This window comes from Xanthomonas sp. NCPPB 2922 (genome assembly GCF_041520885.1).
Taxonomy (GTDB): domain Bacteria; phylum Pseudomonadota; class Gammaproteobacteria; order Xanthomonadales; family Xanthomonadaceae; genus Xanthomonas; species Xanthomonas campestris.
Window position 1 is genome coordinate 303,407 of sequence record NZ_JBGOFY010000003.1, and the last position, 23,785, is coordinate 327,191.

22 protein-coding genes are annotated in these 23,785 nt (G+C 65.6%); 10 read left to right on the forward strand and 12 right to left on the reverse strand.

Going from position 1 to position 23,785, the window contains the following annotated elements; translation table 11 throughout:
* Window positions 1-92: 92 nt before the first annotated feature.
* On the reverse strand, window positions 93-3,083 hold the full coding sequence (locus tag ACD584_RS06090) for a TonB-dependent siderophore receptor (RefSeq protein ID WP_076036730.1): 2,991 nt from the start codon (window positions 3,081-3,083) through the stop codon (window positions 93-95).
* A 320-nt stretch (window positions 3,084-3,403) separates the two neighbouring features.
* On the opposite strand from ACD584_RS06090, the gene apbC reads away from it, so the two are divergent.
* Both apbC and dcd read left to right on the forward strand, forming a co-directional pair.
* Window positions 3,404-4,255, forward strand: coding sequence for an iron-sulfur cluster carrier protein ApbC (gene apbC, locus ACD584_RS06095; RefSeq protein ID WP_014508267.1), 852 nt, complete (start codon window positions 3,404-3,406; stop codon window positions 4,253-4,255).
* A 92-nt stretch (window positions 4,256-4,347) separates the two neighbouring features.
* Window positions 4,348-4,917, forward strand: a complete 570-nt coding sequence (gene dcd / locus ACD584_RS06100) for a dCTP deaminase (protein WP_010366727.1) — start codon at window positions 4,348-4,350, stop codon at window positions 4,915-4,917.
* A 26-nt stretch (window positions 4,918-4,943) separates the two neighbouring features.
* Here the strand turns inward: dcd and ACD584_RS06105 are convergent, their stop codons facing one another.
* From ACD584_RS06105 to ACD584_RS06120, 4 genes are all read right to left on the reverse strand, one after another.
* Window positions 4,944-5,129 carry a LiaI-LiaF-like domain-containing protein gene (locus ACD584_RS06105; protein ID WP_040941025.1) on the reverse strand — a complete coding sequence of 62 codons (186 nt, stop codon included), beginning with the start codon at window positions 5,127-5,129 and terminating at the stop codon, window positions 4,944-4,946.
* Between the two features lie 342 nt (window positions 5,130-5,471).
* The gene (locus ACD584_RS06110; protein WP_011037698.1) at window positions 5,472-5,639 is read right to left on the reverse strand and encodes a LiaI-LiaF-like domain-containing protein; all 168 of its coding nucleotides are present in this window, start codon (window positions 5,637-5,639) and stop codon (window positions 5,472-5,474) included.
* 28 nt (window positions 5,640-5,667) lie between these two features.
* Complete coding sequence (locus ACD584_RS06115; RefSeq protein ID WP_070690623.1) at window positions 5,668-6,105, reverse strand: HIT family protein; 438 nt, start codon at window positions 6,103-6,105, stop codon at window positions 5,668-5,670.
* Entirely contained in the window at window positions 6,102-6,764 is a 663-nt protein-coding gene (locus ACD584_RS06120; protein ID WP_042598368.1) for a dienelactone hydrolase family protein, read from the reverse strand. Before ACD584_RS06120 ends, ACD584_RS06115 begins: the two co-directional genes overlap by 4 nt.
* Window positions 6,765-6,947: 183 nt before the next feature.
* Here ACD584_RS06120 and rimO point away from each other — a divergent pair, with 183 nt between their 5' ends.
* On the forward strand, window positions 6,948-8,321 hold the full coding sequence (gene rimO, locus ACD584_RS06125; RefSeq protein WP_076036731.1) for a 30S ribosomal protein S12 methylthiotransferase RimO: 1,374 nt from the start codon (window positions 6,948-6,950) through the stop codon (window positions 8,319-8,321).
* A 323-nt stretch (window positions 8,322-8,644) separates the two neighbouring features.
* Here the strand turns inward: rimO and greB are convergent, their stop codons facing one another.
* Window positions 8,645-9,151, reverse strand: a complete 507-nt coding sequence (greB, locus tag ACD584_RS06130) for a transcription elongation factor GreB (protein ID WP_076036732.1) — start codon at window positions 9,149-9,151, stop codon at window positions 8,645-8,647.
* 107 nt (window positions 9,152-9,258) lie between these two features.
* On the opposite strand from greB, the gene ACD584_RS06135 reads away from it, so the two are divergent.
* Complete coding sequence (locus ACD584_RS06135; protein ID WP_175611618.1) at window positions 9,259-10,725, forward strand: rhomboid family intramembrane serine protease; 1,467 nt, start codon at window positions 9,259-9,261, stop codon at window positions 10,723-10,725.
* Between the two features lie 33 nt (window positions 10,726-10,758).
* Here the strand turns inward: ACD584_RS06135 and ACD584_RS06140 are convergent, their stop codons facing one another.
* The gene (locus ACD584_RS06140) at window positions 10,759-12,033 is read right to left on the reverse strand and encodes a DUF4013 domain-containing protein (protein WP_175611619.1); all 1,275 of its coding nucleotides are present in this window, start codon (window positions 12,031-12,033) and stop codon (window positions 10,759-10,761) included.
* 558 nt (window positions 12,034-12,591) lie between these two features.
* Here ACD584_RS06140 and nudK point away from each other — a divergent pair.
* Window positions 12,592-13,191 (forward strand): GDP-mannose pyrophosphatase NudK, encoded by a 600-nt coding sequence (gene nudK / locus ACD584_RS06145; protein ID WP_070690637.1) that lies wholly within the window; start codon window positions 12,592-12,594, stop codon window positions 13,189-13,191.
* A gap of 197 nt (window positions 13,192-13,388) precedes the next feature.
* Here nudK and ACD584_RS06150 read toward each other — a convergent pair whose 3' ends face one another.
* Together ACD584_RS06150 and ACD584_RS06155 are read right to left on the reverse strand one after the other, a co-directional pair.
* Complete coding sequence (locus tag ACD584_RS06150) at window positions 13,389-13,919, reverse strand: hypothetical protein (RefSeq protein WP_076036734.1); 531 nt, start codon at window positions 13,917-13,919, stop codon at window positions 13,389-13,391.
* Between the two features lie 25 nt (window positions 13,920-13,944).
* Window positions 13,945-15,450, reverse strand: a complete 1,506-nt coding sequence (locus ACD584_RS06155; protein ID WP_076036735.1) for a helicase HerA-like domain-containing protein — start codon at window positions 15,448-15,450, stop codon at window positions 13,945-13,947.
* Window positions 15,451-15,685: 235 nt separating this feature from the next.
* Here ACD584_RS06155 and ACD584_RS06160 point away from each other — a divergent pair, with 235 nt between their 5' ends.
* Window positions 15,686-17,266 (forward strand): transglycosylase SLT domain-containing protein, encoded by a 1,581-nt coding sequence (locus ACD584_RS06160; protein WP_175611620.1) that lies wholly within the window; start codon window positions 15,686-15,688, stop codon window positions 17,264-17,266.
* 90 nt (window positions 17,267-17,356) lie between these two features.
* Here ACD584_RS06160 and ACD584_RS06165 read toward each other — a convergent pair whose 3' ends face one another.
* The 3 genes from ACD584_RS06165 to ACD584_RS06175 all read right to left on the reverse strand — a co-directional run bounded on the left by ACD584_RS06165 (window position 17,357) and on the right by ACD584_RS06175 (window position 20,150).
* Window positions 17,357-18,346, reverse strand: a complete 990-nt coding sequence (locus ACD584_RS06165; protein WP_076036736.1) for a hypothetical protein — start codon at window positions 18,344-18,346, stop codon at window positions 17,357-17,359.
* A 308-nt stretch (window positions 18,347-18,654) separates the two neighbouring features.
* Entirely contained in the window at window positions 18,655-19,503 is an 849-nt protein-coding gene (asd, locus tag ACD584_RS06170; RefSeq protein ID WP_076036737.1) for an archaetidylserine decarboxylase, read from the reverse strand.
* Window positions 19,500-20,150, reverse strand: a complete 651-nt coding sequence (locus ACD584_RS06175; RefSeq protein ID WP_011037684.1) for an SCO family protein — start codon at window positions 20,148-20,150, stop codon at window positions 19,500-19,502. Before ACD584_RS06175 ends, asd begins: the two co-directional genes overlap by 4 nt.
* Window positions 20,151-20,230: 80 nt before the next feature.
* On the opposite strand from ACD584_RS06175, the gene prmB reads away from it, so the two are divergent.
* The 4 genes from prmB to ACD584_RS06195 are packed head-to-tail and all read left to right on the forward strand — an operon-like array spanning window position 20,231 to window position 23,779.
* Complete coding sequence (prmB, locus tag ACD584_RS06180) at window positions 20,231-21,157, forward strand: 50S ribosomal protein L3 N(5)-glutamine methyltransferase (protein ID WP_076036738.1); 927 nt, start codon at window positions 20,231-20,233, stop codon at window positions 21,155-21,157.
* Window positions 21,147-21,635 (forward strand): hypothetical protein, encoded by a 489-nt coding sequence (locus ACD584_RS06185; RefSeq protein ID WP_175611621.1) that lies wholly within the window; start codon window positions 21,147-21,149, stop codon window positions 21,633-21,635. The genes prmB and ACD584_RS06185 overlap by 11 nt, the downstream gene beginning before the upstream one ends.
* On the forward strand, window positions 21,625-22,728 hold the full coding sequence (gene aroC / locus ACD584_RS06190) for a chorismate synthase (protein ID WP_012437947.1): 1,104 nt from the start codon (window positions 21,625-21,627) through the stop codon (window positions 22,726-22,728). Before ACD584_RS06185 ends, aroC begins: the two co-directional genes overlap by 11 nt.
* Window positions 22,721-23,779 (forward strand): D-glycerate dehydrogenase, encoded by a 1,059-nt coding sequence (locus ACD584_RS06195; protein ID WP_076036739.1) that lies wholly within the window; start codon window positions 22,721-22,723, stop codon window positions 23,777-23,779. Before aroC ends, ACD584_RS06195 begins: the two co-directional genes overlap by 8 nt.
* Window positions 23,780-23,785: the final 6 nt, after the last annotated feature.

Consider the following 23,785-nt stretch of genomic DNA (forward strand, 5'->3'; position numbering starts at 1 on the left):
TAAAAAACGAATAAGTACTGCAATAGGTTTCGAAAGAAACTAAAAAGGCCCCGACAAGCGGGGCCCTCCGGTGCTGCGGTTGATGCCAGCACTCAGAACTTCACAGTCGTTCCCAGGTAGAAGAACCGGCCCACGTTGTCGTACAGCGCGGAAGTAAAGTCCGAACCGAAGTAGTTACGCGGCGGGTCCTTGTCGAAGGCGTTGTCGATGCCGAGGTAGACGTCGATCTTCGAGCCGGGGAACTGATAGCCGAACTGGAAGTTGTGGTAGGTGTACGAGCCGTTGCGGATCGGGCTGGCCGAGCCCGGGTTGCTGTTGTAGCTCTCCGGGGTCACGCGCAGGTTGCCGTCCACATAGTTCATGTCCCACGAGGCGCGCCATTCGTTCCAGTTGTATTTGGTCTGGAACTGCGCACGCCAGCGCGGGTCGGTTACGTAGGTCACGTACTCGTCGTACTCTTCCGGGAAATCCTGGAACACCCATTCGCGCGACTGGATCAGCCGCGTGCCGACCAGGCGCAACACGGTGTTGCCTTCGCCCAGCTGGAAGCGGTAGTCCATTTCCAGATCCACGCCGACACGACGCGAGCGCGCCAGGTTTTCGTTGAGCGCCTGCCACCCGATGATGCTGTGTTCGGGATAGATCCGGCCTTGCGGGTCGGTGAAGCCACCCAGCGGTGCGCGCTGCACGAAGCCGCAGAAGCTGTTGTTGATGCCGCCCGGGTTGTCCACGCAACGCGTGGCATTGGTTTCGGCCGTCACCGAGCCAATCGCGTCCTGCAGGTCGATGCGCCAGTAGTCAACCGACATGCCGAAACCTTCGAAGAACTCCGGCTGCCACACCAAGCCGTACGACAGGCTGCGCGCGCGTTCCGGCTTCAACTCCGGATTGCCGCCGCTCACGCCGGGGCGGTTGGCGGTGTAGGTATCGATCCAGCCCACCGGAACGCCCAAGGCGCTGCAATTAGCCTGGCGTAGCGCCACATCGCCGGCGGTGCCGGGACGATTGCTGTTGCTGGAGAGGTAATTGCAGGGGTCATTGATGGTGGCGAAGTTTTCGCTCTGCGAGTCGTACAGCTCACCGATGCTGGGCGCGCGCACCGCCTGGGCCAGCGTGCCGCGCAGACGCAGCGACGGGATGATGGTCCAGTCCAGACCAATGTTCCAGGTCTTGGTCGAGCCGATGCTGCTGTAGTCCGAATAGCGGCCGGCCAGATCCAGTGCGAGCCGATCCACGCCGGGCAAACCCGCCAGCAGCGGAATGGTGCTCTCCACGAACACTTCCCGCACGGTGTACTCGCCGCCGCTGTTCGGGATGGCGTTGAGGAAGGTCACGCCCGATGCGGCCAGCGGATCGGTGATTTCTTCGCTCTGTTCCTTGCGGTATTCCACGCCACCGGCGATGCCGATGTCACCGGCCGGCAGCGACAGCAGGTTGCTGTTGGCCACCGAGGCGCTGAAGACCGTCTGCTGGATCTTGGCTTGCGAGCGGGCGATGGTGTTGAACCATGCTGCTGCTTCCGGGCTTACCGCGCCGTTGCCGAACACGCTGAAGGGCACGCAGCCTTCGCGGGCCAGCGCCGAATACACGCGATTGGTGTTGGGGTTAATGGCGGTGGGATCGAGCGTGGTACGGCACACGATATTGCCGCTGGCGTCACGTGCCGCATCGATACCGGCCTGCCAGCGCTCGTTGATGCGGTTGTTGAGGTTCTGGCGGTCAACCGTGGTCTTGCCGTAGTTGGCGGAAACGTCGTAAGTCCAGTTGTCGGTGAAGTTACCTTCGGCGCCGAGCACTGCACGATAGGTCTTGCGTTCGATGTTTTCGCCGCGCCGACCGGCATCGACGTTGAAGCGATTCATCAGGATCTGCGTGGCACCGCGTGAATCCATCAGCGCACCCAGTTCGGGACTGACATACGGGTTCTGCCGACGCACGCGCAGCGAGCTGTCGAAGGCGGGCTGGCCGAAGAATTCCGAATCGGTCTCGCTGTACTTGCCTTCGAAGAACAGGCGATGATTCTCGCTGAGCTCGAAGTTGACCATCGTGTTGACGCTCTTGCGATCGAAGCCGGGCTGCAAATCGGCCACGGCGTTGAGGTCGGCAAAGTCGCAATCCACGCACGAGGTGTTGCTCACCACGGTGCCGTCATAACGATTACGGCGGAACGTGCCGTCTTCATTGAACAGGTAGCGGTTGCCGTAGCTGGCCGGGTTGCGGAAATCGAAGGTGCCCAGGTTGAAGGTGCCGCCATAGCTGGTGGAATGGTTGCCACCGGGGCCGCTGAGCACGTTCTGCGGGTTGCGTTCGCTGGGCGGACGGTTCGGGTCGTAGGCGGGGTTGGGCACCGTCACCAGGTATTCGCGGCCGATGGCGCGGTTGCCGCGACCAAAGCGATCCTGCTTGCTGTATTCGCCGGAAACGGCGATGTTGCCGCGCCCACCGGCAAAGTCGGTGCCTGCCGAGAAACTGGCGAAGGAGCGGTTGTAGTTGCCTTCGTCGGCCAGGCCGGTCTGCGCGCGGGTTTCAAAGCCGGTGAACGATTTCTTGAGGATGAAATTCACCACGCCCGCCACCGCGTCAGCGCCGTACACCGCCGAGGCGCCGCCGGTAATGACTTCCACGCGCTCGACCCATTCCACCGGAATGGTGTTGACGTCGACCGCGGTGGAGCCCGGGCTGGAACCCACATGGCGACGACCGTTGACCAGCACCAGCGTGCGATCCACGCCCATGCCGCGCAGGTCGAGCAGGCCCAGGCCCGCGGTGCCGATGAAGCGGGTGGAGTTGCCCAGCGTGTAGCTCGGCGCCAACGCCGGCATGCGTGCCATCAGGTCGCTGATGGTGGTGGCACCGGTGGCGCGGATTTCTTCGGCGGTGATCGCGGTGACCGGCGAGGGGGTGACAAAGCCGGTACGCGCGATGCGCGAGCCGGTGACGGTCACCTTGTCCAGATCGGTGGTGTCCGGGGCAACGCCATTTTCGGACTGCGCAAGCGCCTGGCCTGCGGGGGCGACCAGCACGGCGAGCAACGCCGCGCTCAAACGGTGACGACGGGTACGGTGCAGAGAACGACTCGACATGCCTTGCGGATCCTCGCTGGGTTGATGCGGCGGCCGTGCTCGCTGAGCGCCGGCTGAACTGATTTTCGAACGTAACAATTCCTTAATCGTGTGTCCACCTTTGTGAAATATGTCGCGCGTTGACACGGTTGAGGCAGCCGGCTCAGCAGGGCAAGGCACCACAATCGCTCAAGCAACAGCGGCTGCGCCGGTACACTTGGCGGTCCATGGCGGATCGCGCCGGCCGCTGTTGCCGCTGGGCGTCGTCGACTTCAGTTGGGTAAGGCAATGAGCAGAAAAATCACACGCGCAGCGCCAACTGCGCAGCCGAGGCGCCGCGCATGAGTACCGAGCGCAGGATCGCCGCGCACGCGGTGCAGGGCGCCCTTGCGCCGCACGCGCGCATCCGCAACGTGATTGCGGTGGGCTCGGGTAAGGGCGGGGTGGGCAAGTCCACGACTGCGGTCAATCTGGCGCTGGCGCTCCACCAGCAGGGCGCGCGGGTTGGTGTGCTCGACGCGGACATCTACGGGCCGAGCGTGCCGGCGATGCTGGGGTTGAGCGGCAAGCCCGACAGCCCGGACAACAAGTCGATCGAGCCATTGCGCGCGTTCGGCATCGAGGCGATGTCGATCGGGCTGCTCGTCGATCAGGACACACCGATGATCTGGCGCGGCCCGATGGCCACCTCGGCGTTGACCCAGCTGTTCAACGACACGCTGTGGGACGACCTGGATTACCTGCTGATCGATCTACCGCCAGGCACCGGCGACATCCAGCTCACCTTGTCGCAGAAGATCCCGGTGGCCGGTGCGGTGATCGTTACCACGCCGCAGGACATCGCCACGCTGGATGCGCGCAAGGCCTTGAAGATGTTCGAGAAGGTCGAAGTGCCGGTGCTGGGCATCGTCGAGAACATGGCGGTGCACACCTGTTCCAACTGCGGCCATCGCGAACATCTGTTTGGCGAAGGCGGCGGCGAGCGCATGGCCGCGCAGTACGGCGTGCCACTGCTGGGGTCGCTGCCGCTGGATATCGGTATCCGCGAGCAGGGCGATGCGGGCCAGCCGATCGTAATCGCCGCGCCGGAATCGGCAGCCGCGCAGGCCTATCTGGCGGCGGCTGCGCGGCTGTCGGAGGAGCTGGGCAAGCGCCCGCGCGCCAGCATCCCGATTTCTGCCTCGCTGCTGTAACCGCCAAGCGAGCGGTGACCGCGCACGCTAGACTTTGCCGCCCTTCGCGCGGGCCGCTCGGCCCGCCGCCTTCCGTCTTCAAGGAACACCGCATGAGCATCAAGAGCGACCGCTGGATCAAGCGCATGGCCGAGCAGCACGCCATGATCGAGCCGTTCGAGCCCGGCCAGATCAAGCACGACGCCGCCGGCCAGCGCATCGTCAGCTTCGGCACCTCCAGCTACGGCTATGACGTGCGCTGCTCGCGCGAGTTCAAGATCTTCACCAACATCAACTCGACGATCGTCGACCCGAAGCATTTCGACCCGGGCAGCTTCGTCGATATCGAATCCGATGTCTGCATCATCCCGCCGAACAGTTTTGCGCTGGCACGCACGGTCGAATACTTCCGCATTCCGCGCGACACGCTGGTGGTGTGCCTGGGCAAGAGCACCTACGCGCGCTGCGGCATCATCGTCAACGTGACGCCGCTGGAGCCGGAATGGGAAGGCCACGTCACGTTGGAATTCAGCAACACCACGCCGCTGCCGGCACGCATTTACGCCAACGAAGGCGTGGCGCAAATGCTGTTTTTCCAGTCCGATGAGGTGTGCGAAACCTCGTACAAGGACCGTGGCGGCAAGTACCAGGGCCAGACCGGCGTGACCCTGCCGCGCACGTGATGCACTGGTGCGGCCGTGACCCTGCCTCAGCAGGTCACGGCCGTGCGCTGCCGGTAGCGCAGCAGTTGGCGCACGCCAGCGGCGATCAGCAACGCTGGCCACCAGGTTGAAACCAGTTGGCCAAGATCGAAACGGGCCAGCCCGAGGTTATCCAGCAGGAATAAGCTGCCCAGCGTGATCAAAAACAGTGCAGGAATCAGGCGGTAGCGCATGGCGATGTCCTCGGTAGGTGTGAGGCCATGCTGCGCGCGATGCGCGCGCCGATCAGGTGCCGGAAGTCAACAATTGCGGATGACAAAGGTCATGTCGAAGGCCGCAAGGTCATGACTGCATTGGTAACCATGTCGCCTGCGGTTGATCGCTGGCCATCAGGTCGTCGACGTCTTCAGGGTGCGGAACCTCTGGTTTTCTACGGTGCAGTCGAAAAGCGCATGAGGCTTCGCGCGTACCCTCATCCGCCCCTTCGGGGCACCTTCTCCCGATGGGAGAAGGGATCTTGGCGCTCTGATTACGCGCGGGGCTGATCGACTGCTCACCCCATTCGCAATCCCCGGCTACTTGCCCCGCCCAAACAACATCCCCACGCCGCAAGCGACCAGCGCTGCCGGCCACCAGGTGGCGATCAGCTTGCCCAGGCTGAGATTGGTCCAGCCCAGGTTGTTGGCCAGAAACAACAGGCCCACAAGGATCAGGATCAGTGCGGCGACGACATTGGATTTCATGCGAGAGGGCAGGTTGGCGAACGGGCGCCTATCGTAGCCGTTGCGCCCATGCCGCGACACGCTCCTGCAGTGCATCGGGCGCAAACCGTTGCGCGCTGCCGCTGCCCCACACCGGCCCGGGCCAGGCCGCATCGCCGGGATGGCGGCCGACCAGGTGCACATGCAGCTGGCGCACGATGTTGCCCAGCGCGCCGATATTGAGCTTGCTCACCTGCGGCTCGACCCGCAGCAGCTGCGAGAGCTGGTTGATCTCGGCCAGCAACAGACGCTGCTGGCCGCCATCCAGGTCGATCCACTCGCTGACCTCGGCCACCCGCGGCACCAGCACCAGCCACGGGAAGCGGGTGTCGTCCATCAGCCGCACCTGCGACAGCGGGCCGTCGGCGACGAAGACGCTGTCGGCGGCCAGCCGCGCATCCAGTTCAAAGGCGCCCGTGGCGGGCGCATTCGAGACGGGTCCGCTCATCCCAGGTGGGCGTCGAAGAAGCCCAGGGTGCGCTCCAGCGCCCGCTCGGCGCTGTCGGCGTCGTAGTGGTTCGGGTCGATGCTGCGGTTGAAGGCGTGCCCGGTCGGGTAGACGAAGGTCTCCATCTGCGGCAGCTTTTCGCGGTGCGCCTGGATCGCTTCGGGCGGAATGCTGCTGTCCTGCTCTCCGAAGTGGAACATCACCGGCGCCTTGGGCGTTTCGTCCAGCAGCTGGGTATTGCGGCCGCCGTAGTAACTCACCGAGGGCAGGCCCAGACGGATGGCCGACAGCAGCGCCACCGAGCCGCCCCAGCAATAGCCCACCGTGCCCACCTTGCCGGCACGGGTCAGCAGGGTGGCGGCAGATTTCACCACCTCCACCGCGCGTTCCAGGCCGACCGCGTTGGCCAGCGCCAGGCCGCGCTTGAGGCTTTCCTGGTCATAGGGCAACTGCACGTCTTTTTCTTCCAGGTCGAAAAAGGCCGGCGCCAGCACCTCGTAGCCGCGTGCGGCGTAGTCATCGGCCACCGCGCGGATATGTTCGTTGACGCCGAAGATCTCCTGGATCACCACCAGGCCGCCGCGCGGGCTGGAGGCGGGGGTGGCGTGCCAGGCGGCAACCTGGCCGTCGGAGGTGTCGAGCGTGGTCCAGTGACCCATGGGAATTCCTGATGTGCAGCGAGGGAGGCGCGCATTATCGACCGGACCGGCATCGTGAAAAGTGAGGGTTTCGCAAAGCTGGCCCGGCAGGCGAGGCCCGGCGGTTCAGAGCGCTGCCCGCACGCCGCTATAATTGGCCTTGCCCAGGCCCCAGGCCGCTCCGTTTCCCAGGCTCCTGCTTCCATGTCCCAGCTGAACCCCAAAGTCGGCTTCGTCAGCCTTGGCTGCCCGAAGGCGCTCGTCGATTCCGAACGCATCCTCACCCAGCTACGCGTGGAGGGCTACGACATCGTGCCCAGCTACGACGCGGCCGACGTGGTGGTGGTCAACACCTGTGGCTTCATCGATTCGGCGGTGACCGAGTCGCTGGATGCGATCGGCGAGGCGATGAACGCCAACGGCAAGGTGATCGTCACCGGCTGCCTGGGCAAGCGCCCGGAGCAGATCCGCGAGGCCTACCCGCAGGTGCTGGCGGTCTCCGGCCCGCAGGACTACCAGAGCGTGATGGAGGCGGTGCACGCTGCGCTGCCGCCGCGCCACGATCCGTTCGTGGATCTGGTGCCGGACTACGGCATCAAGCTGACGCCGCGCCACTACGCGTACCTGAAGATTTCCGAAGGCTGCAATCACCGCTGCAGTTGCTGCATCATTCCTTCCATGCGCGGCGACCTGGCCTCGCGCCCGGTCGACGAGGTGCTGCGTGAAGCCGAGCGGCTGGTGCGCGGCGGCGTCAAGGAGCTGCTGGTGGTCTCGCAGGACACCTCGGCCTACGGCGTGGACCTGAAGTATGCCGAGCGCCCGTGGCGCGATCGCATGTACCAGACCCGCATGAAGGCGCTGTGCGAAGGGCTGTCGGAACTGGGTGTGTGGACGCGCCTGCATTACGTGTACCCATACCCGCACGTGGACGACGTGATTCCGCTGATGGCCGAAGGCAAGCTGCTGCCGTACCTGGACATCCCGTTCCAGCACGCCAGCCCGCGCATCCTCAAGCTGATGAAGCGGCCGGGCGCAGTGGAAAAGACCCTGGAGCGCGTGCAGCGCTGGAAGGCGATGTGCCCGGAGATCACGGTGCGCTCGACCTTTATCGTCGGCTTCCCCGGCGAGACCGATGCTGAGTTCGAAGCGCTGCTGGAGTTTCTGGACCAGGCCCAGCTGGACCGCGTGGGGGCGTTTGCGTATTCGCCGGTGGAGGGCGCCAGCGCCAACGCGTTGCCGGACCCGGTGCCGGAAGAGCTGAAGCAGGAGCGTCTGGCGCGTTTCATGGCCAGGCAGGCGGAGATCTCCGCGGCGCGGCTGGAAGCCAAGATCGGCACGGTGCAGCAGTGCCTGGTCGACCTGATCGAAGACGATATCGCGGTGGCCCGTTCGCGCGCGGACGCGCCGGAGATCGACGGCCTGGTGCACATCCAGAACGGCGGCGAGCTCAAGTTGAAGGTGGGCGACCTGGTCGATGTGGAAATCACCGACAGCGATGAGCACGACCTGTTCGGTGATGCGCTGCCGTCTGATCTTGCGGTGCAGTCGCCCCGCGCATTGAACCTGCAGATGGTCTAGCCGCAGCGGCGGGCCAGCGAGTGGCAAGCGTCGCTGGCCGTTTGGTGTGTGCAATGAAACTGGTGTGCGCCGAAATATCCAGCACGCCAGCACGCAATCGACGCACCCGCCTCATAGGAGCGGGTTCGCGCGCGGCGAGGCTTCCGCAGCGCAGCTGGACTGTTCAAGGTGCGCTGCATTGCCACCGCACACGGCCAGCCGCGTAGGAGCGCGCCAGCGCGCGACGAGGCGTTACCCAGAACCACACGCCTCCAACCGCGCGCATCGGCACCAGCAGGCAAGGATCCAAACCACCCGGATTGCCTCACGCACGCCCACGCCACCTAAGCTGCCGTGTACTCCACCGCCACCACCACAAAGGTGTGCTTGCCCGACGGGAGTTGTGCCTCGAACTCATCGTCCACGCGCTTTTTCAGCAGCGCGCGCGCCAATGGCGAATCGATGCTGATCCAGCCGCGCCCGGCGTCGGTCTCGTCTGGCCCCACGATGCGGTAACGCAGCAGCTCGCCGCTGTCGGCATCTTCCAGCTCAACCTGCGCGCCAAAGAACACCGCCTGCGGATCCGTCGGTGCGGTATCCACTATGCGCAGCGCTTCCAGCCGCTTGCTGAGGTAACGCACACGGCGATCGATCTCGCCCAGCTGTTTCTTGCGATAGGTGTACTCGGCGTTTTCCGAGCGGTCGCCCTCGGCTGCGGCCGCCGCGAGCGCGCGCACCACCTCGGGCCGCCGCAGGCGCCACAGCTCGTCCAGCTCGGCCTTGAGCCGCGCATGGCCTTCCGGCGTGATCAACGCAGTGCTTTTTTCGGCAGGGGGACGCCAGCGGCTCATGGGCGACCAACAGGGCAGGATGGGGGCGCGATGCTAGCGCGCATGGCGCGCTTGCGCATCCGCAGCCACCCGGCGAAGCTTTGCGCCTTGGGACACGGACGCCTGCCATGCTGATCATGCCGCTGCATAAACCCTGGTCGCGCCAGAACATTCCCTGGGTCACGCTGCTGCTGGTGCTGCTCAATGTCGTGATCCATGTGGGGTACCAGCGCAAGGACGACGGCCTCATCGCCAATGCGGTGCGCTATTACGTGGAGTCCGGCCTGGGCGCGCTGGAGGGCAAGGCGCATGCGCGCTACCTGGCACAGAGCGACGATGCGAAGGTGCGTGCGGCGCGCCAGGCGCAATTGGACAAGGTGCCGGCGCGGCAACGGGTGGCCTACCTGGCGCAGCTGACCATGAACGATGTGGCGTTTACCGATGCCCTGCGCAGCGGACGCCTGTTCGACGACGATGCGCAACGACGCGACTGGTACGCGTTGCGTGCGCCCTACGATGCGCGGCTGTCCAAGGTGTTCACCTTGCGCCACATCCAGCGCAGTTCGGAATGGTCGCCGCAGCGCATGCTGTCGGCCACCTTCCTGCATGGCGACCTGGACCATCTGCTGGGCAACATGGTGTTCCTGCTGGCGCTGGGCACGTTGCTGGAAGGGGCGATCGGCAGTGGCTGGTTCCTGCTGCTATACCTGCTCGGCGGGTTTGGGGCGAGCGCGGTGAGCCTGTGGTGGCGGTGGGGTCAGCCCGGTGGCGGGCTGGGCGCCTCTGGCGCAATCGCGGCGCTGATGGGCGCGTTCTGCGTGGTCTGGGGCCGCCGGCGGGTGCGCTTTTTCTACTGGTTTTTCGTGGTATTCAACTATGTGCGGGGTCCGGCGATTCTGCTGCTGCCGCTGTGGTTGGGCTGGGAGCTCTACAACCTGCTCTGGCGCGATAATCAAGGGATTGGCTTCGATGCGCATGCCGGTGGGCTGGTCAGTGGCGCGCTGCTCGGTGCGCTGCTGGTGCTGGTGCGGCAGACCCGCCCGGCTTTCATGGAGGACGACGCGGCGGCGCAGGCGGACGACCGCTGGGAGCGTGCACAGCGGCATCTGGGGCGCATGGAAAATGCCGAGGCCGAGCGCCTGCTGGCAGAGCTGGCAAGCGAGCAGCCACGCAGCGCGGAGATTGCCCTGGCGCGCTATCGGGTGGCCCGTAACGCGGGACGTCGCAAGGAACTTCAGCAGCACGCGGACACGCTGCTGTGGCTGCACGCGCACGGCGCCGAACAGACGCGCCTGCAGCTGGCGGTGGCGGCCGAATTGGCCAAGGACCACATCGACTGCGATCCATCGGCACGGATGGCGTTGATCGGCAATTGCCTGCGCACCGGCCTGCTGGCCGACGCGGAACGGCTGTTGAAGGACAGTGCGCTGAGCACGCCGCGCGCGGAGCTTGCCCAGCAGTGGTTCGTGCTGGCGTTGCGGCATGGCGAGTTGCAGGCGGGCGAGCAGCGCACGCGCGTGCTGCGTCAGTTACTGGAGCAATTCCCCGAGCAGGGCCAGGCCAACAAGGCGCGGTTCCTGCTGGACAATGGGTGAGAGCGGCTGCGGAAAAGACCACGCAGCCGCCACTTACGCCGGTTGAATCGCCACCGCCTTCAATGCCGCTGCCAGCTTGGCGCGCTGCGCGTCATCGTCGCAGTGGTCCAGTGCGTTCTGCAGCACCATGCGTGCGTCATCGTCGCGCCCGAAACGCTCGGCCAACAGCAAGCCGGCGTCCAGCGACCAGGCCGGCAGCATGCGCTCGCGCGGCCACGCGCCGATCGCGGCCAGCAGGCCATCAGTCGCCAATTGGTATTGCCCGGCCATCTTCGCGCGCTCGGCCAGCAGTGTTGCCTGCTCGGGTAATAGCGGTGCAAAGGCGGGGTCGGTGTCCAATGCTTCGCGTTGCAGGGCCAGTGCGCGTCGCTCCTGTTTTTCCTGCAGCAGGCGATTGATGTACTGGCGGGTGTGGTCGCGCAGTTCGTCGTTGCGGTGGTGCTGGCGCAGCAGGCGCTGATACAGCTCATGCACCGCCAGGCTCACCGCACGCGAGCGCACCGCGCCGCGCAAGGCCTGAAATGCTTCGTCCGAATGCCCATCGCGCACGAACTGCTCTGCTTCGTCGAGCAGGCGTTGGTCGGGGTCTTCGCGCTGCAGGGCAATGCCGCCGCTGGGCTCGTAGCCGAGTTCCTCGTGGTACTGGTAGACCAGATAGCCCATCAGATGGAAGCTGGCGAACAGGCTCCAGATCGAGGCCACCACGATGGTCAGCTCGCGCACCACCGGCGGCAGGTACTTCAATGCCACGAAGATCGCCGCCATGCCGCTACCCTGGATGACGTAGAGCAAGCCATAGGCGGCCAGGTACGGCCAGCCGATGCGTAGCGCCATGTCGATGGAGACCGCCGGATTGAGTGCGCGGCGCAGGCTGCCGTCGATGGCCAGGGCGATCATCATGCCGGGCAGCAACAGCTGGACGGCCAGGTACGCAACGGTCAAGCCAGGTTTGCCGGCGATCACGCCGGCGGCGACGATCACGATACCCAGTGCAAAGGCCAGCAGGATCAGCCGCAGTACGGCGCTGTCGAAGCTGTTGTAGCCCAGCCGCGGCGCATCGTGCTCGCCGTTGGCGCTGTGCCGCAGGATGTCGAAGGCGTAGGTATAGGTGGCCATGCCGAGCACGCCCAGGACAACAAGCTTCAGGATGCCCGGCAAGACCAGCAGCGCGCTGCACAAGGTCAGCGCGATCAGCGCGTATAGCGCAGAGCCACGCAGCGGATAGGTGGCGATGGCCGGAATACGGGTCCAGAACGGTGCGGGCGCAGCCTGCGCCGCCACCTTGCGTGCGCGAAAACGGTCTTCCATGACGCTCCCCAAGCGTGTGGTCTGGCGCGATTGTGCGGCGGCGCGTGCCGGCGCGCAATTGGATGTCCCGGTTGTTCGGTAGTGGAAGAGCTCGGTAGCTGAGTTGGAGAGGGACAGGGGAGTGTGGGGAGTGCGCGGTAGAGAGCGGGGAGGGCGTTCCCTTGTTGATTGGCTAATCTGGCGTGCGTCCGCTCCGTGCCGAGTTGCTGTCACTGTTGGGGGCGCGCGATATCTGCATGAGCATGGGCGTCGAATGCGCATGACGGTGACGCATGGGAGTGCGATGTTTCGTCCAGTGGAGGCGTGCACCGATTGTTGCGGGATGCAGCGCGGCGATCAGCGTGAGTACCGGGCCGCTGGCGTGCGACTGCGTCAGGCGCACCTACGTCACGCGTCAACACACTCATCGGCATCACGTCGCGAAACAGGGCAGCCCTCATGCAGCAAGGCGCATCCCGTGCCTTGCGCCGGGTAAACTGCGCAGTCCGCGCAATCCCCGGCCAGACGGCGGGGCACGGTGTTGCGCTGTTGATCGGTCATGTCACAAGGAGTGTCGTCTTGCTTCCAACCGCCACCGGCAACCCGCAGGTTCGTGTTCGGTCCATCGATGTGCTCTCGGACAACTGGTATGTCCTGCGCAAGGTCACCTTCGATTTCCAGCGCAAGGATGGCCGCTGGCAGACCTTGTCGCGGGAGGCCTACGATCGCGGCAATGGCGCCACCATTCTGCTGTACAGCCGCGCCAGGCAAACGGTGATGCTCACCCGCCAGTTCCGGCTGCCGACCCTGCTCAACGGCAACCCCGATGGCATGCTGATCGAAGCCTGCGCCGGCCTGCTGGATCAGGACGATCCCGAGGCCTGTATCCGCAAGGAAACCGAAGAGGAAACCGGCTATCGCATCGAGAACGTGCGTAAGGTCTTCGAGGCCTTCATGAGCCCGGGCTCGGTGACCGAACGTCTGTATTTCTTCGTCGGTGAATATGTCGACGGCGACAAGGTAAGCGCCGGCGGCGGTGTCGAAGAAGACGGCGAAGAGATCGAGGTGCTGGAACTGTCGCTCGACGCTGCGCTGGCGATGATTGCTACCGGCGGAATTGCCGATGCCAAGACCATCATGTTGCTGCAGTACGCCAAGTTGCATGGCCTGTTAGCCTGATCCGATCGGTCTTATTCGGGAGTGCCGTCTTAAGCTAAGCCTAGATGTGCGTCAGGTCTGAGCCCCTGAAAGCTTTGACATTACGGGCCTTGTCCCTTCTTGCCGGTTCCTGATGATGCGCGGCGAGCCGCAAGACAAAGCGGTGCGTCCCTCTAGAGGCCGAAGCGGAAATGCTGTCCGGCCCTTAGCGCATGCCGCTACAAGCTCAGCTTTCTAAGTACCTTGTCGCCGTCTTCCGGTGGTCTGCCGCTGTGGCAGCTATCGCCGTCCTGAGCAAGGATATAGTTGGTGCGCATGGTGCCATCAGAGGCGGCGTCTGGTTCTACGCTGAACCCATAGATGGTAGGTCCAATCATCGGATCATTCGAATCCACGAAGTTGAGTATTAGGCAGCTACCGATCTTCTGGTCCATGTCCCACGAGCCGGTAATGGTTGCTGGTGCAGCATTGGGTTTGCCGCCGGCCATGCATGTTGTCTTCAACGTGTATCGCTGGATGGTGCTACTCGGTGTTGCCATCGAGAGAGAAAGCTCGGCATGGACAACCTGGCAGTCTTCCTTGTACGAGTTCAGCTTTCCGACGTAGGTGCCGATCAGCAGATACTGCCGCTGTAGGGGCCAGAGGTCACTTGGATGCGCCTGCTGAGCAGCGGCCATGCCTGGAAAGGCCGTCACAGTTGCACTGACAAAAGAAAAGACCAACAAGCTTTTTAAGGCGTTCTTGAACATGGATGAGTCCTTTCGTCGTTCGTACTCAACGCTTCCCACCAAAAATACTGCCGAAAATACCGCGCACGATCTGTTGCCCGATCTTGTTGCCCACGGTGCGCGAGGTCTGCTTGGCCATGGCCTCGAGCATGCCCTGGCGGCGCTTGGTGCCGAACACCGCGTCCTTGATCGCCTGGCCGAAGCCGCTGTCCTGCGCGTCGTCCTCTTCGCGGGTGCGCGCCGGTGGGGCGTTGGTCTGCTCGGTCACCTGTTCGACTCGCCGCGCCAGCAGCTCGGCCGCCGATTCGCGATTGATCGCGGTGTCGTAGCGCGTGCCCACCGGGCTGGCGGCACGCACCTGCGCGCGCTCGTTGTCGGCTAAAGCGCCCATGCGGCAGCGCGGCGGCGCAATCAGGGTCTGCTGCACCGGTGCCGGCACGCCCTTGCCTTGCAGTGGAGACACCAGTGCCTCGCCGGTGCCAAGGCTGGAAATGGCGGTGGCCACGTCGAGCTTCGGGTTGGCGACAAACGTCTGTGCGGCGGTCTTGACCGCCTTCTGGTCGCGCGGCGTGTATGCACGCAACGCATGCTGCACGCGGTTGCCGAGCTGGCCGAGGATGTTGTCGGGGATATCGTCGGGGAACTGCGAGCAGAAATACACGCCCACGCCCTTGGAGCGGATCAGGCGCACCACCTGTTCGATGCGCTGCACCAGCGCAGGCGGCGCATCGTCGAACAACAGGTGCGCCTCGTCGAACACGAACACCAGCTTGGGCTGCTCCAGGTCGCCCACTTCCGGCAGGCGCTCGAACAGTTCCGACAGCAGCCAGAGCAGGAAGGTGGAATATAGCCGCGGCTTGAGCACCAGCTGGTTGGCGGCCAGGATGCCGATCACCCCGCGGCCGTCCGGTGCCACCCGCATCAGGTCGGCAAATTCCAGCGCCGGCTCGCCGAAGAACTGTTCGCCGCCATCCTGCGAGAGCCGCAGCAAGGCGCGCTGGATCGCCGCCACCGACTGCGCGGACACCAGGCCATAACTGGTGGAGAGCTCCTTGCGTTCTTCCACCACCAACGCCAGCAGGGCGCGCAGGTCGTCCAGGTCCAGCAATAGCAGGCCGCGGTCGTCGGCCAGCTTGAACACGATGTCCAGCACGCCGGACTGGGTGTCATTGAGCTCCAGGATGCGCGCCAGCAGGGTAGGGCCCATTTCGCTCACGGTCGTGCGCACCGGGTGGCCGAGCTGCCCGTACAGGTCCCAGAACACCACCGGGTTGGCGGCCGGCGCGTAATCGCCGATGCCGATCTCCGTTGCGCGCTGCAGCACGCCAGGCGCGCCATCGCCGGCCACCGCCAGGCCGCCCACGTCGCCTTTGACATCGGCAAGGAACACCGGCACGCCCAGGCGCGAGAAGCCTTCGGCCAGGGTCATCAAGGTGACGGTCTTGCCGGTGCCGGTAGCCCCGGCCACCAGACCGTGCCGGTTGCCGAAGCGGCCCTCCAGAACCACCGGAATACCGTCGGTAATGCCTTTGCCGAGCAGGAACGAGGCCATTGCGCAGATCCGGTAGGAAAGGCCGGATTCTAGCCGTCAAACCTGGCCGGCATGGGGTATTTGCCCATTCGCCAATGGCATCTGCCGGCGGCAGGCCCGGTGCGGGCGCCGGGCTGCCGCTTTGCGCTGGATGCGGTAGCCAACCTAACGGTGCACTGACCCTGCCGGGCCGGCCGCCTTGCCCCGGTGTCACCCCGGCGGCTACCCTGCCTGCCTTTCCGCTGTACTGCCGACGATGCCGCTCGCTCATTTTGGTTTGCGCCCATGGCCCGTGTTGGCCGTGCTGGCGTTGTTGTCCCTCGCTCCTACCGCCCATGCCTTGTCCAAGCGCGATACCGAAAAGGTCGCCGCGCTGGATGCACGCATGGCCGCCGCCGAGAAGCGCTACCGCGACGCCCTGGTGCTGGTGAACAACTCCGACCCCAAGGGCACCGCCGAAGGCGACGCCGCACTGGAGGACATGGAAGACGTCATCGATGCCTGCATCAAGCAGCGTGGCTGCTTGGTGGCCAATCAGCTGTCGACCTACAAGCGCCTGCTCAAGGCGCGCGCGGATGCGGAAGCGCCGGCGTCCGACGAGCCGGAAGACGACGACACCCTGCTGCAGGCCGACCCGGACCACATCGGCCCGCTGGCGGCCGACGTCCCCGCTGCGGCCCGCACGGCCAGTCTGCTCAACGACCAGCAGCACGACTTCGACAAGATGGTGCAGTACAACCCGGCGGTTCAGGCCGGCATCCGTCGCTGGCTGACCGACATGCGTCCATCGCTGCTGACCAGCTATGAGAACTACGCCAACCTGCGGGCGGTGATGTGGCCGGAATGGCAGAAACGCGCGCTGCCGGAGGCGCTGCTGTTCGGCATCATGGCCAAGGAATCCAACGGCAAGGTGCACGCCAGTTCGCGTGCGGGCGCCGCAGGGCTGATGCAATTCATGCCGGCCACCGGGCGCCGCTTCGGGCTGGGCCCGGACGGTACCGGTTTCGATACGCGCTTCGATGCGCGCAGTGCCGCCGAGGCCAGCGCCGCCTATCTCAACGAGCGCATGGTGGGGCTCAACCGTAGCATCGAACTGGCGCTTGCGGCCTACAACGGTGGCGAAGGGCGCGCGGCGCGCGTCTTCGCCCAGTCCGGTGGCCGCGGGTTCTGGGAGCAGGACGTCTACAACCAGTTCCCGGCTGAAACCAAGGACTACGTGCCGATGGTGATCGCCGCGGCCTGGATCTTCCTGCACCCGCGCCAGTACGGCGTGGACTTTCCCAAGCTCAATGCACAGTCGGCCACCATCAAGTTGGCCAAGTCGACCACCATTTACGAACTCACCATCTGCCTGGGCAGCATGGGCACGCGCGACGGCTACATGCGCGCGCTGCGCAATCTCAACCCGCGCTACGAGCCCGATGGCTGGATCCCGGCCGGGACCACCATCAACGCCACCAACCGCATCGCCAGCCTGTACACGCGTTATTGCGTGAGCGGCCCGCGTGCCGACCTGGCCCGCGCGTTGATCACCGCCGACCTCAATAGCGCGATCGTGCGCACCAGCGCGCCGGAGTACGTGCCCAGCGTGGCGGTGGGCGATGTCAGCCCGATGGCCGGCGTGCCGACCACGGTGGCCACCGGCCAGCCTGCGGTCGCCAAGCCCAAGGCCAAGCAGGTGCGCAGCTACACCATTGCCAAGGGCGACACCCTGGGCCGGGTCGCGCAGAAATACCAGTGCGAGATCAAGGAGCTGGCCAAGGCCAACGGCCTGAAGGCGCCGTCGTACGCGCTCAAGCCGGGGCAACCGATCAAGCTGGCTGGTTGCGATCGCTGAGAGCCGCGGTTCTCTGACGCGGCTGATGGCGTAGGCATCGGCCAGCACGCGGTCGGCCGCGCGCTGCCGCGGATACCAGCGGGGGCGCAATCACTGCGTGGCGGGTGCGGGCGCTGCCGGAGCCGCATCCGCATTCTTGTCAGACGCGGGCGCGGCGTCCTGCCAGAAGGTCTGTGCCTTCGCCCACCAGCGTGTCCAGCGTGCGCGCCAGCCCTGACGTAACGCGTCTGGCCCCAGTTTGCTGGTCTGCTGCTCGGCAAAACGCATCAGATCCCTGGTGGCCGGCGCTGCGTTCTGTTCGATCGCCTGCCACATGAAGCGGGTGAGGATGCGGGCGATCACCCAGCTCGAGTCCAGGTCGCCACTCTCCGCTTCGATGCGGGTGATCAACGCCTGCAGTTCGGCGCGCACGTCCGGCGGCACCTTCGGGTTTTCGCTCAGGCGTTTGAGCCGGCGCAGGCCTTCCAGCAACCGGTGCTCGGCAAAGTCCTGCCCCACGCGCGCCAGCTCGCCCAGCCAGGGTGCACGCACCGCCAGGCCGATCGCATCCGCATGCAGCACCGCCGCGTCCCAGCGCTTGTCCTGGATGGCTGCATAAGCCATCACCACGTGCAGCATGAGCAAGGTGGTGAGGGTGTCGTCGGGATTGGCGTCGTGTTTCCACAGGCTGTCGCTGGAGCGCTGCGCAAGCTGCGGCCAGTGCTTGCGTTCGAACGCCACCGAGCGCAGAGCCGTGGCGATCAGCGCGCCCTGCGACCCGCAATCGCGCTCCAGCAGGTCGGCTTCGGCGATCGCGGGCAGCAGTTTGTTGGCGGCCAGCGCGGTGTAGGACAGCATTGCGTGGAGCATGCAGATGTCGTCGGCAGTGAGTGGTTCCGGCGGCGTGTCCAGCAGGCTGCCGCCGCGCTGGTAGGCGGCAAAGGCGACCGGCAACCCATGCTCACTGAACTGCCGGTAGCCCCGGTATTGCAGGCCGGAACGCAGCGCATCCAGTTGCTGTTGCTCGCTCTGCTGGCCACAACCGGCCAGCACCGTGGCGAGGGCGACGGCCAGTGGCCATCGCAACATCCGTGTGGTCATGCAGGGTCCTAGGTGGGAAGTGTCCAGTGCGCCATGGCAGCGTACTGCGTTGGCGTAGCGGTGCCGCGATTGTCTGTCAGTGGAGCGGCGTGTGCGCGTTTGGCCAGGTTCCAAGACATCGCGTTGGAGCAACAGCGTCGCCAAACGAAGCGCTGAAACGCCTGGCGCGTTACGTCTGGCCCAGTCGCGTAGCAGTCTGCGGCACGTGCGCGTGTCAGAGAGCGGCGATGTCTGACGACAGCAGCACGATGACCGTAGCGCCGCGCCGCGCGAGTGAAGTGTTTAAACGCCTGTCGCGCCGCTGCGCGTCAGCCCGCCTGGCGCCGTGCCAGCGCCTGTCCCAGCCGCACCGCGCTTTCCGCAGCCAGCCCGCCTTCAAGCGCGGCAACGCCCGGCGGCAGCAAGACGATGACCGTCGATCCATAATTGAAGCGCGCCATCTCCGCAAAGCGCTCCAGCGTGATCCCCTTGCCGCGGTAATCCTTGCGCGTGATGCGGTCACCGTAGCGCGGGATCTCCACACCGCTCCAGACGGTTTCCACGCCGGACACCAGCAGCGCACCCACCATCACCGAGGCCATCGGGCCGAAGTCGGTATCGAAGTGGCACACCAGGCGTTCGTTGCGGGCGAACAGCCGCGGCACGTTGCGCACTGCATCGGGGCCAACACTGAAAAGCCGGCCAGGCACATGCACGGTTTCGCGCAAGGTGCCGCTCCACGGCATGTGCACGCGGTGATAGTCCTTCGGCGACAGATACACCGTGGCGAACAGGCCATTGTGGAATGGCACGGCGGCGGACTCGTCGCCGAGCAGTTCCGCAGCCGTGAACGATTGGCCCTTGGCCTGAAAGATGCGCCCGTTCTCGATTGGCCCGAGCTGGCTGATGCGCCCGTCCGCCGGTATCAACAGTGCCTGCGGGTCGGCGTCGGGCACACGCGCGCCGGGCTTCAGCGCGCGGGTGAAAAACGCATTGAAGGTGGGGTAGGCGTGCGGATCCGGCTCCTGGGCTTCGCTCAGATCCACGCCAAACTTGCGCGTGACCGTGTCGATCAACCACTGCTTGGTCGCCGGCGTCTTGGAATACGCCAGGGCGCGCGCCAGCGAGGACAGCAGCCGATGCGGCAGCACGTAGGTCAGGGAAGTGACAAGACTCACGGAGCGGTTACCTTGGTCAGCTGTTGGAGGTCGGCGGCAATCGCCTTCGGGTCGAGCGGGGGACGGATCAGGCCAGCCAACCGGCCCTGCGGATCGAGCACGGCGATGCCGGCCGAGTGATCCATGCTGTAGTCGTTGGGGTTCTGCGCGAAATTCTTGCCCGGCACTTTCTGGAACACGAACCCCAGCGCGGTGGCGAAGCGCTCCAGCGACGGTTCATCGGCCGTGGCCGCCAGCGTGTCCTTGTGGAAGGCGTGCGCGTATTCGCCCAGGCGTGCGGGCGGGTCGCGCTGCGGGTCCACCGACACGAACAGCACGCGTGGGCGCAGGCTCTCGGGAACGCTCTCCCACTGCCGCTGGGCCACCGCCAGATCGGTCAGCGTGGTGGGGCAGACATCCGGGCAGAAGGTGAAGCCCAGGAACACCAGCGTCCAATGGCCGTTCAATTCGCCGGGTACCAGCTGGGTGCCATCGGACTGGCGCAGGCTGAACTGCGGCAGCGGGCGCGGCTGTGGGTAGAAGGTGATGGTCTGGGTGGGCGGCCAGGGCGAGCGCGGGGTGCCGCCAAGGAACTTCTGGCCCAGCAACAGGCCCAGCCCGGCGGCCAGCGCCACCAGCAGCACGATGCCGGTATTGCGATTGAACATGGCGGTTTCCAGTGCAACGGACGCTCATGATACCGATCCGACCTCTATAATCGGGGGCCGAACACTTCTTAGTTGTTGCCATGACTGCCGCCGCGGCCGACGAACTGCACACCATCATCGACCTGATCCGCTACGGCACCAGCCGTTTCAACGAGGCCGGTCTCACCTTCGGCCACAGCTACGACAACGCGCTGGACGAAGCCACGCAGCTGGTCCTGCACAGCCTGCACCTGCCGCACGATCTGGGCCCGGCCTACGGCCAGGCACGCCTGCTGCGCGCAGAAAAAGAGCGCGTGCTGGCACTGTTCCAGCGCCGCGTCGACGAGCGCGTGCCGGCGGCATATCTCACCGGCGAGGCCTGGTTTGCCGGGCTGAGTTTCAAGAGCGATGCGCGCGCACTGGTGCCGCGTTCGCCGATCGCCGAACTGATCGAAGCCGGCTTCGAGCCCTGGCTGGGCGGCCGCGAAGTGACCCGCGCGCTGGACCTGTGCACCGGCTCCGGCTGCATCGCCATCGCGATGGGCCACTACAACCCGCATTGGGACGTGGACGGCGTGGACATCAGCGATGACGCGCTGGCGCTGGCAGCCGAGAACAAGGCGCGCCTGCATGCCGACAACGTCAACCTGCTCAAATCCGATCTGTTCACCGGCCTGGCTGGGCGGCAGTACGACCTGATCGTGACCAACCCGCCGTATGTCACCAACGACGAAACCGACGCGCTGCCGCAGGAATATTCCTATGAGCCGGAACTCGGCCTGCGTGCGGGCGACGATGGCCTGGACCTGGTGCTGAAGATCCTGCGCGATGCGCCGCAGCACCTCAGCGAAGACGGCCTGCTGATCTGTGAAGTGGGCGAGTCCGAGCAGCACCTGATCAAGCTGCTGCCGGAAGTGGATTTTGCCTGGGTCGAGTTCAAGGTCGGCCAGATGGGCATCTTCGCCGTCGAATGCCGCGAGTTGATCGCACACAGCGCACGCATCACCGAGCTGGCCAGTGCGCGCTGAGGCACGCACGCACCGGCCATATCTGAGCGATGTCGTGCTGCTGGTGCCGGTGTCCGTGCTTGGCATGTGCATTCCGTTCGGATTGCTTGATGTGGTGTTTCGGTTGTTCGACCCGATGTACGGCGGCCCGGCACTTCAGCGCTGGGCCAGTGCCGCTGCAGAAATCACCTTCGGGTCCATGGCGTTTTTCGGGCTTGTCTGTGCCTGGGTCGTGACCACCAGCTCGGATGCCACATTACGTGCGCATCGGCGCCGCAGCGGGATCGTGGCCTTTGGCCTGCTGGTCGGAATCGGTGTGGCGGTGCATTTGCTGGCCAACTGGTTGCTCAGCGGCCACGCCCGGCTGGGCGTGTTCCTGCTCGTGGCAAGTGGTGTGCTGGCAGTGGCGCCACTGCTGGTCGCCGCACGTCACCTGCCGCGCATGCTGCACGCGCTGCAGCCTGCAGAGATGTTGAAAGGATGCCGTCATGGGCAGTAACAGTTTTGGCCGCTTGTTCACGGTCACCACTTTCGGCGAATCACATGGGCCGGCGATCGGCTGCATCATCGACGGTTGCCCTCCCGGCCTGGAGATCGCGCCGGAAGAGTTCACCCACGACCTGCAGCGGCGTGCCACCGGCAAGAGCCGGCATACCTCCGCGCGCCGCGAGGCCGACGAGATCGAGATCCTCTCCGGCGTCTACGAGGGCCGCACCACCGGCACGCCGATCGGGCTGCTGATCCGCAACACCGATCAGCGCAGCAAGGACTACACCAACATCGCCCAGCAGTTCCGCCCCGGGCATGCCGATTACACCTATTGGCAGAAATACGGCATCCGCGACCCGCGCGGTGGCGGGCGCTCATCTGCACGCGAAACCACCATGCGCGTGGCCGCCGGCGTGATCGCCAAGAAGTGGCTCAAGCAGCGCTACGGCGTGCTGGTGCGCGGTTTCCTGTCGCAGCTGGGCGAGATCCGCCCGACCGGGTTCGATTGGGATGCGGTGGAAGACAACCCGTTCTTCTGGCCGCATGCGGCGCAGGTGCCGGAGCTGGAAACCTATATGGATGCGCTGCGCAAGTCCGGTGACTCGGTCGGTGCGCGCGTGGACGTGGTGGCCGGTGGCGTGCCGCCGGGCTGGGGCGAGCCGATCTACGGCAAGCTGGATTCCGAACTGGCCGCCGCGCTGATGAGCATCAATGCGGTCAAGGGCGTGGAGATTGGCGATGGCTTCGCCAGTGCCGCGCAGAAGGGCACCGAACACCGCGACCTGATCACCCCCGAAGGCTTCCTCAGCAATCACGCCGGCGGCATTCTTGGCGGCATCTCCACCGGGCAGGCGGTCACCGCCTCGATGGTGCTCAAGCCGACCTCCAGCCTGCGGCTGCCCGGTGCCACCGTAGATGCCGACGGCGCCGTGGTGGATGTCATCACCACCGGGCGCCACGACCCGTGCGTGGGCATCCGTGCCACGCCGATCGCCGAGGCCATGATGGCGCTGGTGTTGATGGACCAGGCCTTGCGCCACCGCGCCCAATGCGGCGATGTGGGCGAGGTGTCGCCGCTGATTCCCGGTCAGGCCGATGTCTGACACCGCGCGCCCCAAGGTCTGGGTCAGCCAGCCGTTGTTCGACGATGTGGTCGAACAGCTGGGCGCGCATTTCGAACTTGTCACCACCGCGCAGGTCACGGCGTATTCGTCCGCCGACCTCGCCGCCCGGCTCGCGCCGCTGGATGGCGCGCTGGTCACGCTCAACGAGCGTATCGGTGCAGCGGAAATCGCCGCAGCACCGCAGTTGCGTGCCATCGCCAATGTCGGGGTGGGCTACAACAACCTCGACATCGATGCGCTGAGCGCGGCGGGCATCCTGGCCAGCAACACGCCGGATGTGTTGAGCGAAACCACCGCCGACCTGGGGTTTGCCCTGCTGCTGGCCACCGCACGCCGCGTCACCGAGGCCGAACGCTGGCTGCGCGACGGGCAGTGGGGGCAGTGGTCGTTCAAGACCATGCTCGGCGCCGATATCCATGGCAGCACGCTGGGCATCCTGGGCATGGGCCGGATCGGGCAGGGCATCGCCCGGCGTGGCGCGCATGGCTTCGGCATGCGCGTGCTGTACCACAACCGCAGCCAGCTGCCGGCCGAGACCGAACAGGCGGTGGGTGCGCAGTATGTCGACCTCGACACCTTGCTGGCGCAGTCCGATCACCTGGTACTGGTGCTGCCCTACACCCAGGCCTCGCACCACATCATCGATGCCGCGGCGCTGGCGAAGATGCGGCCCACCGCCACGCTGGTGAACATCGCGCGCGGCGGGATCGTTGATGAGATCGCGCTGGCCGATGCGTTGGCCAATGGCCGCCTCGCCGGTGCCGGTCTCGATGTCTACGAGGGCGAGCCGCGGGTGCGCCCGGAGCTGCTGGCGCTGCACAACGTGGTGCTCACCCCGCATATCGGCAGTGCCAGCCTGGCCACGCGCCGCGCCATGGTGCAGCTGGCGGTGGACAACCTGATCGCCGCGCTGGGCGTGGGCGCCAACGCCGGGCATCCGCCGAGCGCACTCAACGCCGATGCGGTGGCGGCTGCCAAACGCGGTGGCGCGATCGTGGGCGCAACCAAAACCGCTACGACCAAACGATAGGGGACC

What these genes read in the sequence shown, in the direction of transcription:
- ACD584_RS06090 (WP_076036730.1), bottom strand. Translation starts at nt 3,083, where the DNA reads ATGTCGAGTCGTTCTCTGCACCGTACCCGTCGTCACCGTTTGAGCGCG.
- apbC (WP_014508267.1), top strand. Translation starts at nt 3,404, where the DNA reads ATGAGTACCGAGCGCAGGATCGCCGCGCACGCGGTGCAGGGCGCCCTT.
- dcd (WP_010366727.1), top strand. Translation starts at nt 4,348, where the DNA reads ATGAGCATCAAGAGCGACCGCTGGATCAAGCGCATGGCCGAGCAGCAC.
- ACD584_RS06105 (WP_040941025.1), bottom strand. Translation starts at nt 5,129, where the DNA reads ATGCGCTACCGCCTGATTCCTGCACTGTTTTTGATCACGCTGGGCAGC.
- ACD584_RS06110 (WP_011037698.1), bottom strand. Translation starts at nt 5,639, where the DNA reads ATGAAATCCAATGTCGTCGCCGCACTGATCCTGATCCTTGTGGGCCTG.
- ACD584_RS06115 (WP_070690623.1), bottom strand. Translation starts at nt 6,105, where the DNA reads ATGAGCGGACCCGTCTCGAATGCGCCCGCCACGGGCGCCTTTGAACTG.
- ACD584_RS06120 (WP_042598368.1), bottom strand. Translation starts at nt 6,764, where the DNA reads ATGGGTCACTGGACCACGCTCGACACCTCCGACGGCCAGGTTGCCGCC.
- rimO (WP_076036731.1), top strand. Translation starts at nt 6,948, where the DNA reads ATGTCCCAGCTGAACCCCAAAGTCGGCTTCGTCAGCCTTGGCTGCCCG.
- greB (WP_076036732.1), bottom strand. Translation starts at nt 9,151, where the DNA reads ATGAGCCGCTGGCGTCCCCCTGCCGAAAAAAGCACTGCGTTGATCACG.
- ACD584_RS06135 (WP_175611618.1), top strand. Translation starts at nt 9,259, where the DNA reads ATGCTGATCATGCCGCTGCATAAACCCTGGTCGCGCCAGAACATTCCC.
- ACD584_RS06140 (WP_175611619.1), bottom strand. Translation starts at nt 12,033, where the DNA reads ATGGAAGACCGTTTTCGCGCACGCAAGGTGGCGGCGCAGGCTGCGCCC.
- ACD584_RS06150 (WP_076036734.1), bottom strand. Translation starts at nt 13,919, where the DNA reads ATGTTCAAGAACGCCTTAAAAAGCTTGTTGGTCTTTTCTTTTGTCAGT.
- ACD584_RS06155 (WP_076036735.1), bottom strand. Translation starts at nt 15,450, where the DNA reads ATGGCCTCGTTCCTGCTCGGCAAAGGCATTACCGACGGTATTCCGGTG.
- ACD584_RS06160 (WP_175611620.1), top strand. Translation starts at nt 15,686, where the DNA reads ATGCCGCTCGCTCATTTTGGTTTGCGCCCATGGCCCGTGTTGGCCGTG.
- ACD584_RS06165 (WP_076036736.1), bottom strand. Translation starts at nt 18,346, where the DNA reads ATGACCACACGGATGTTGCGATGGCCACTGGCCGTCGCCCTCGCCACG.
- ACD584_RS06175 (WP_011037684.1), bottom strand. Translation starts at nt 20,150, where the DNA reads ATGTTCAATCGCAATACCGGCATCGTGCTGCTGGTGGCGCTGGCCGCC.
- prmB (WP_076036738.1), top strand. Translation starts at nt 20,231, where the DNA reads ATGACTGCCGCCGCGGCCGACGAACTGCACACCATCATCGACCTGATC.
- aroC (WP_012437947.1), top strand. Translation starts at nt 21,625, where the DNA reads ATGGGCAGTAACAGTTTTGGCCGCTTGTTCACGGTCACCACTTTCGGC.
- ACD584_RS06195 (WP_076036739.1), top strand. Translation starts at nt 22,721, where the DNA reads ATGTCTGACACCGCGCGCCCCAAGGTCTGGGTCAGCCAGCCGTTGTTC.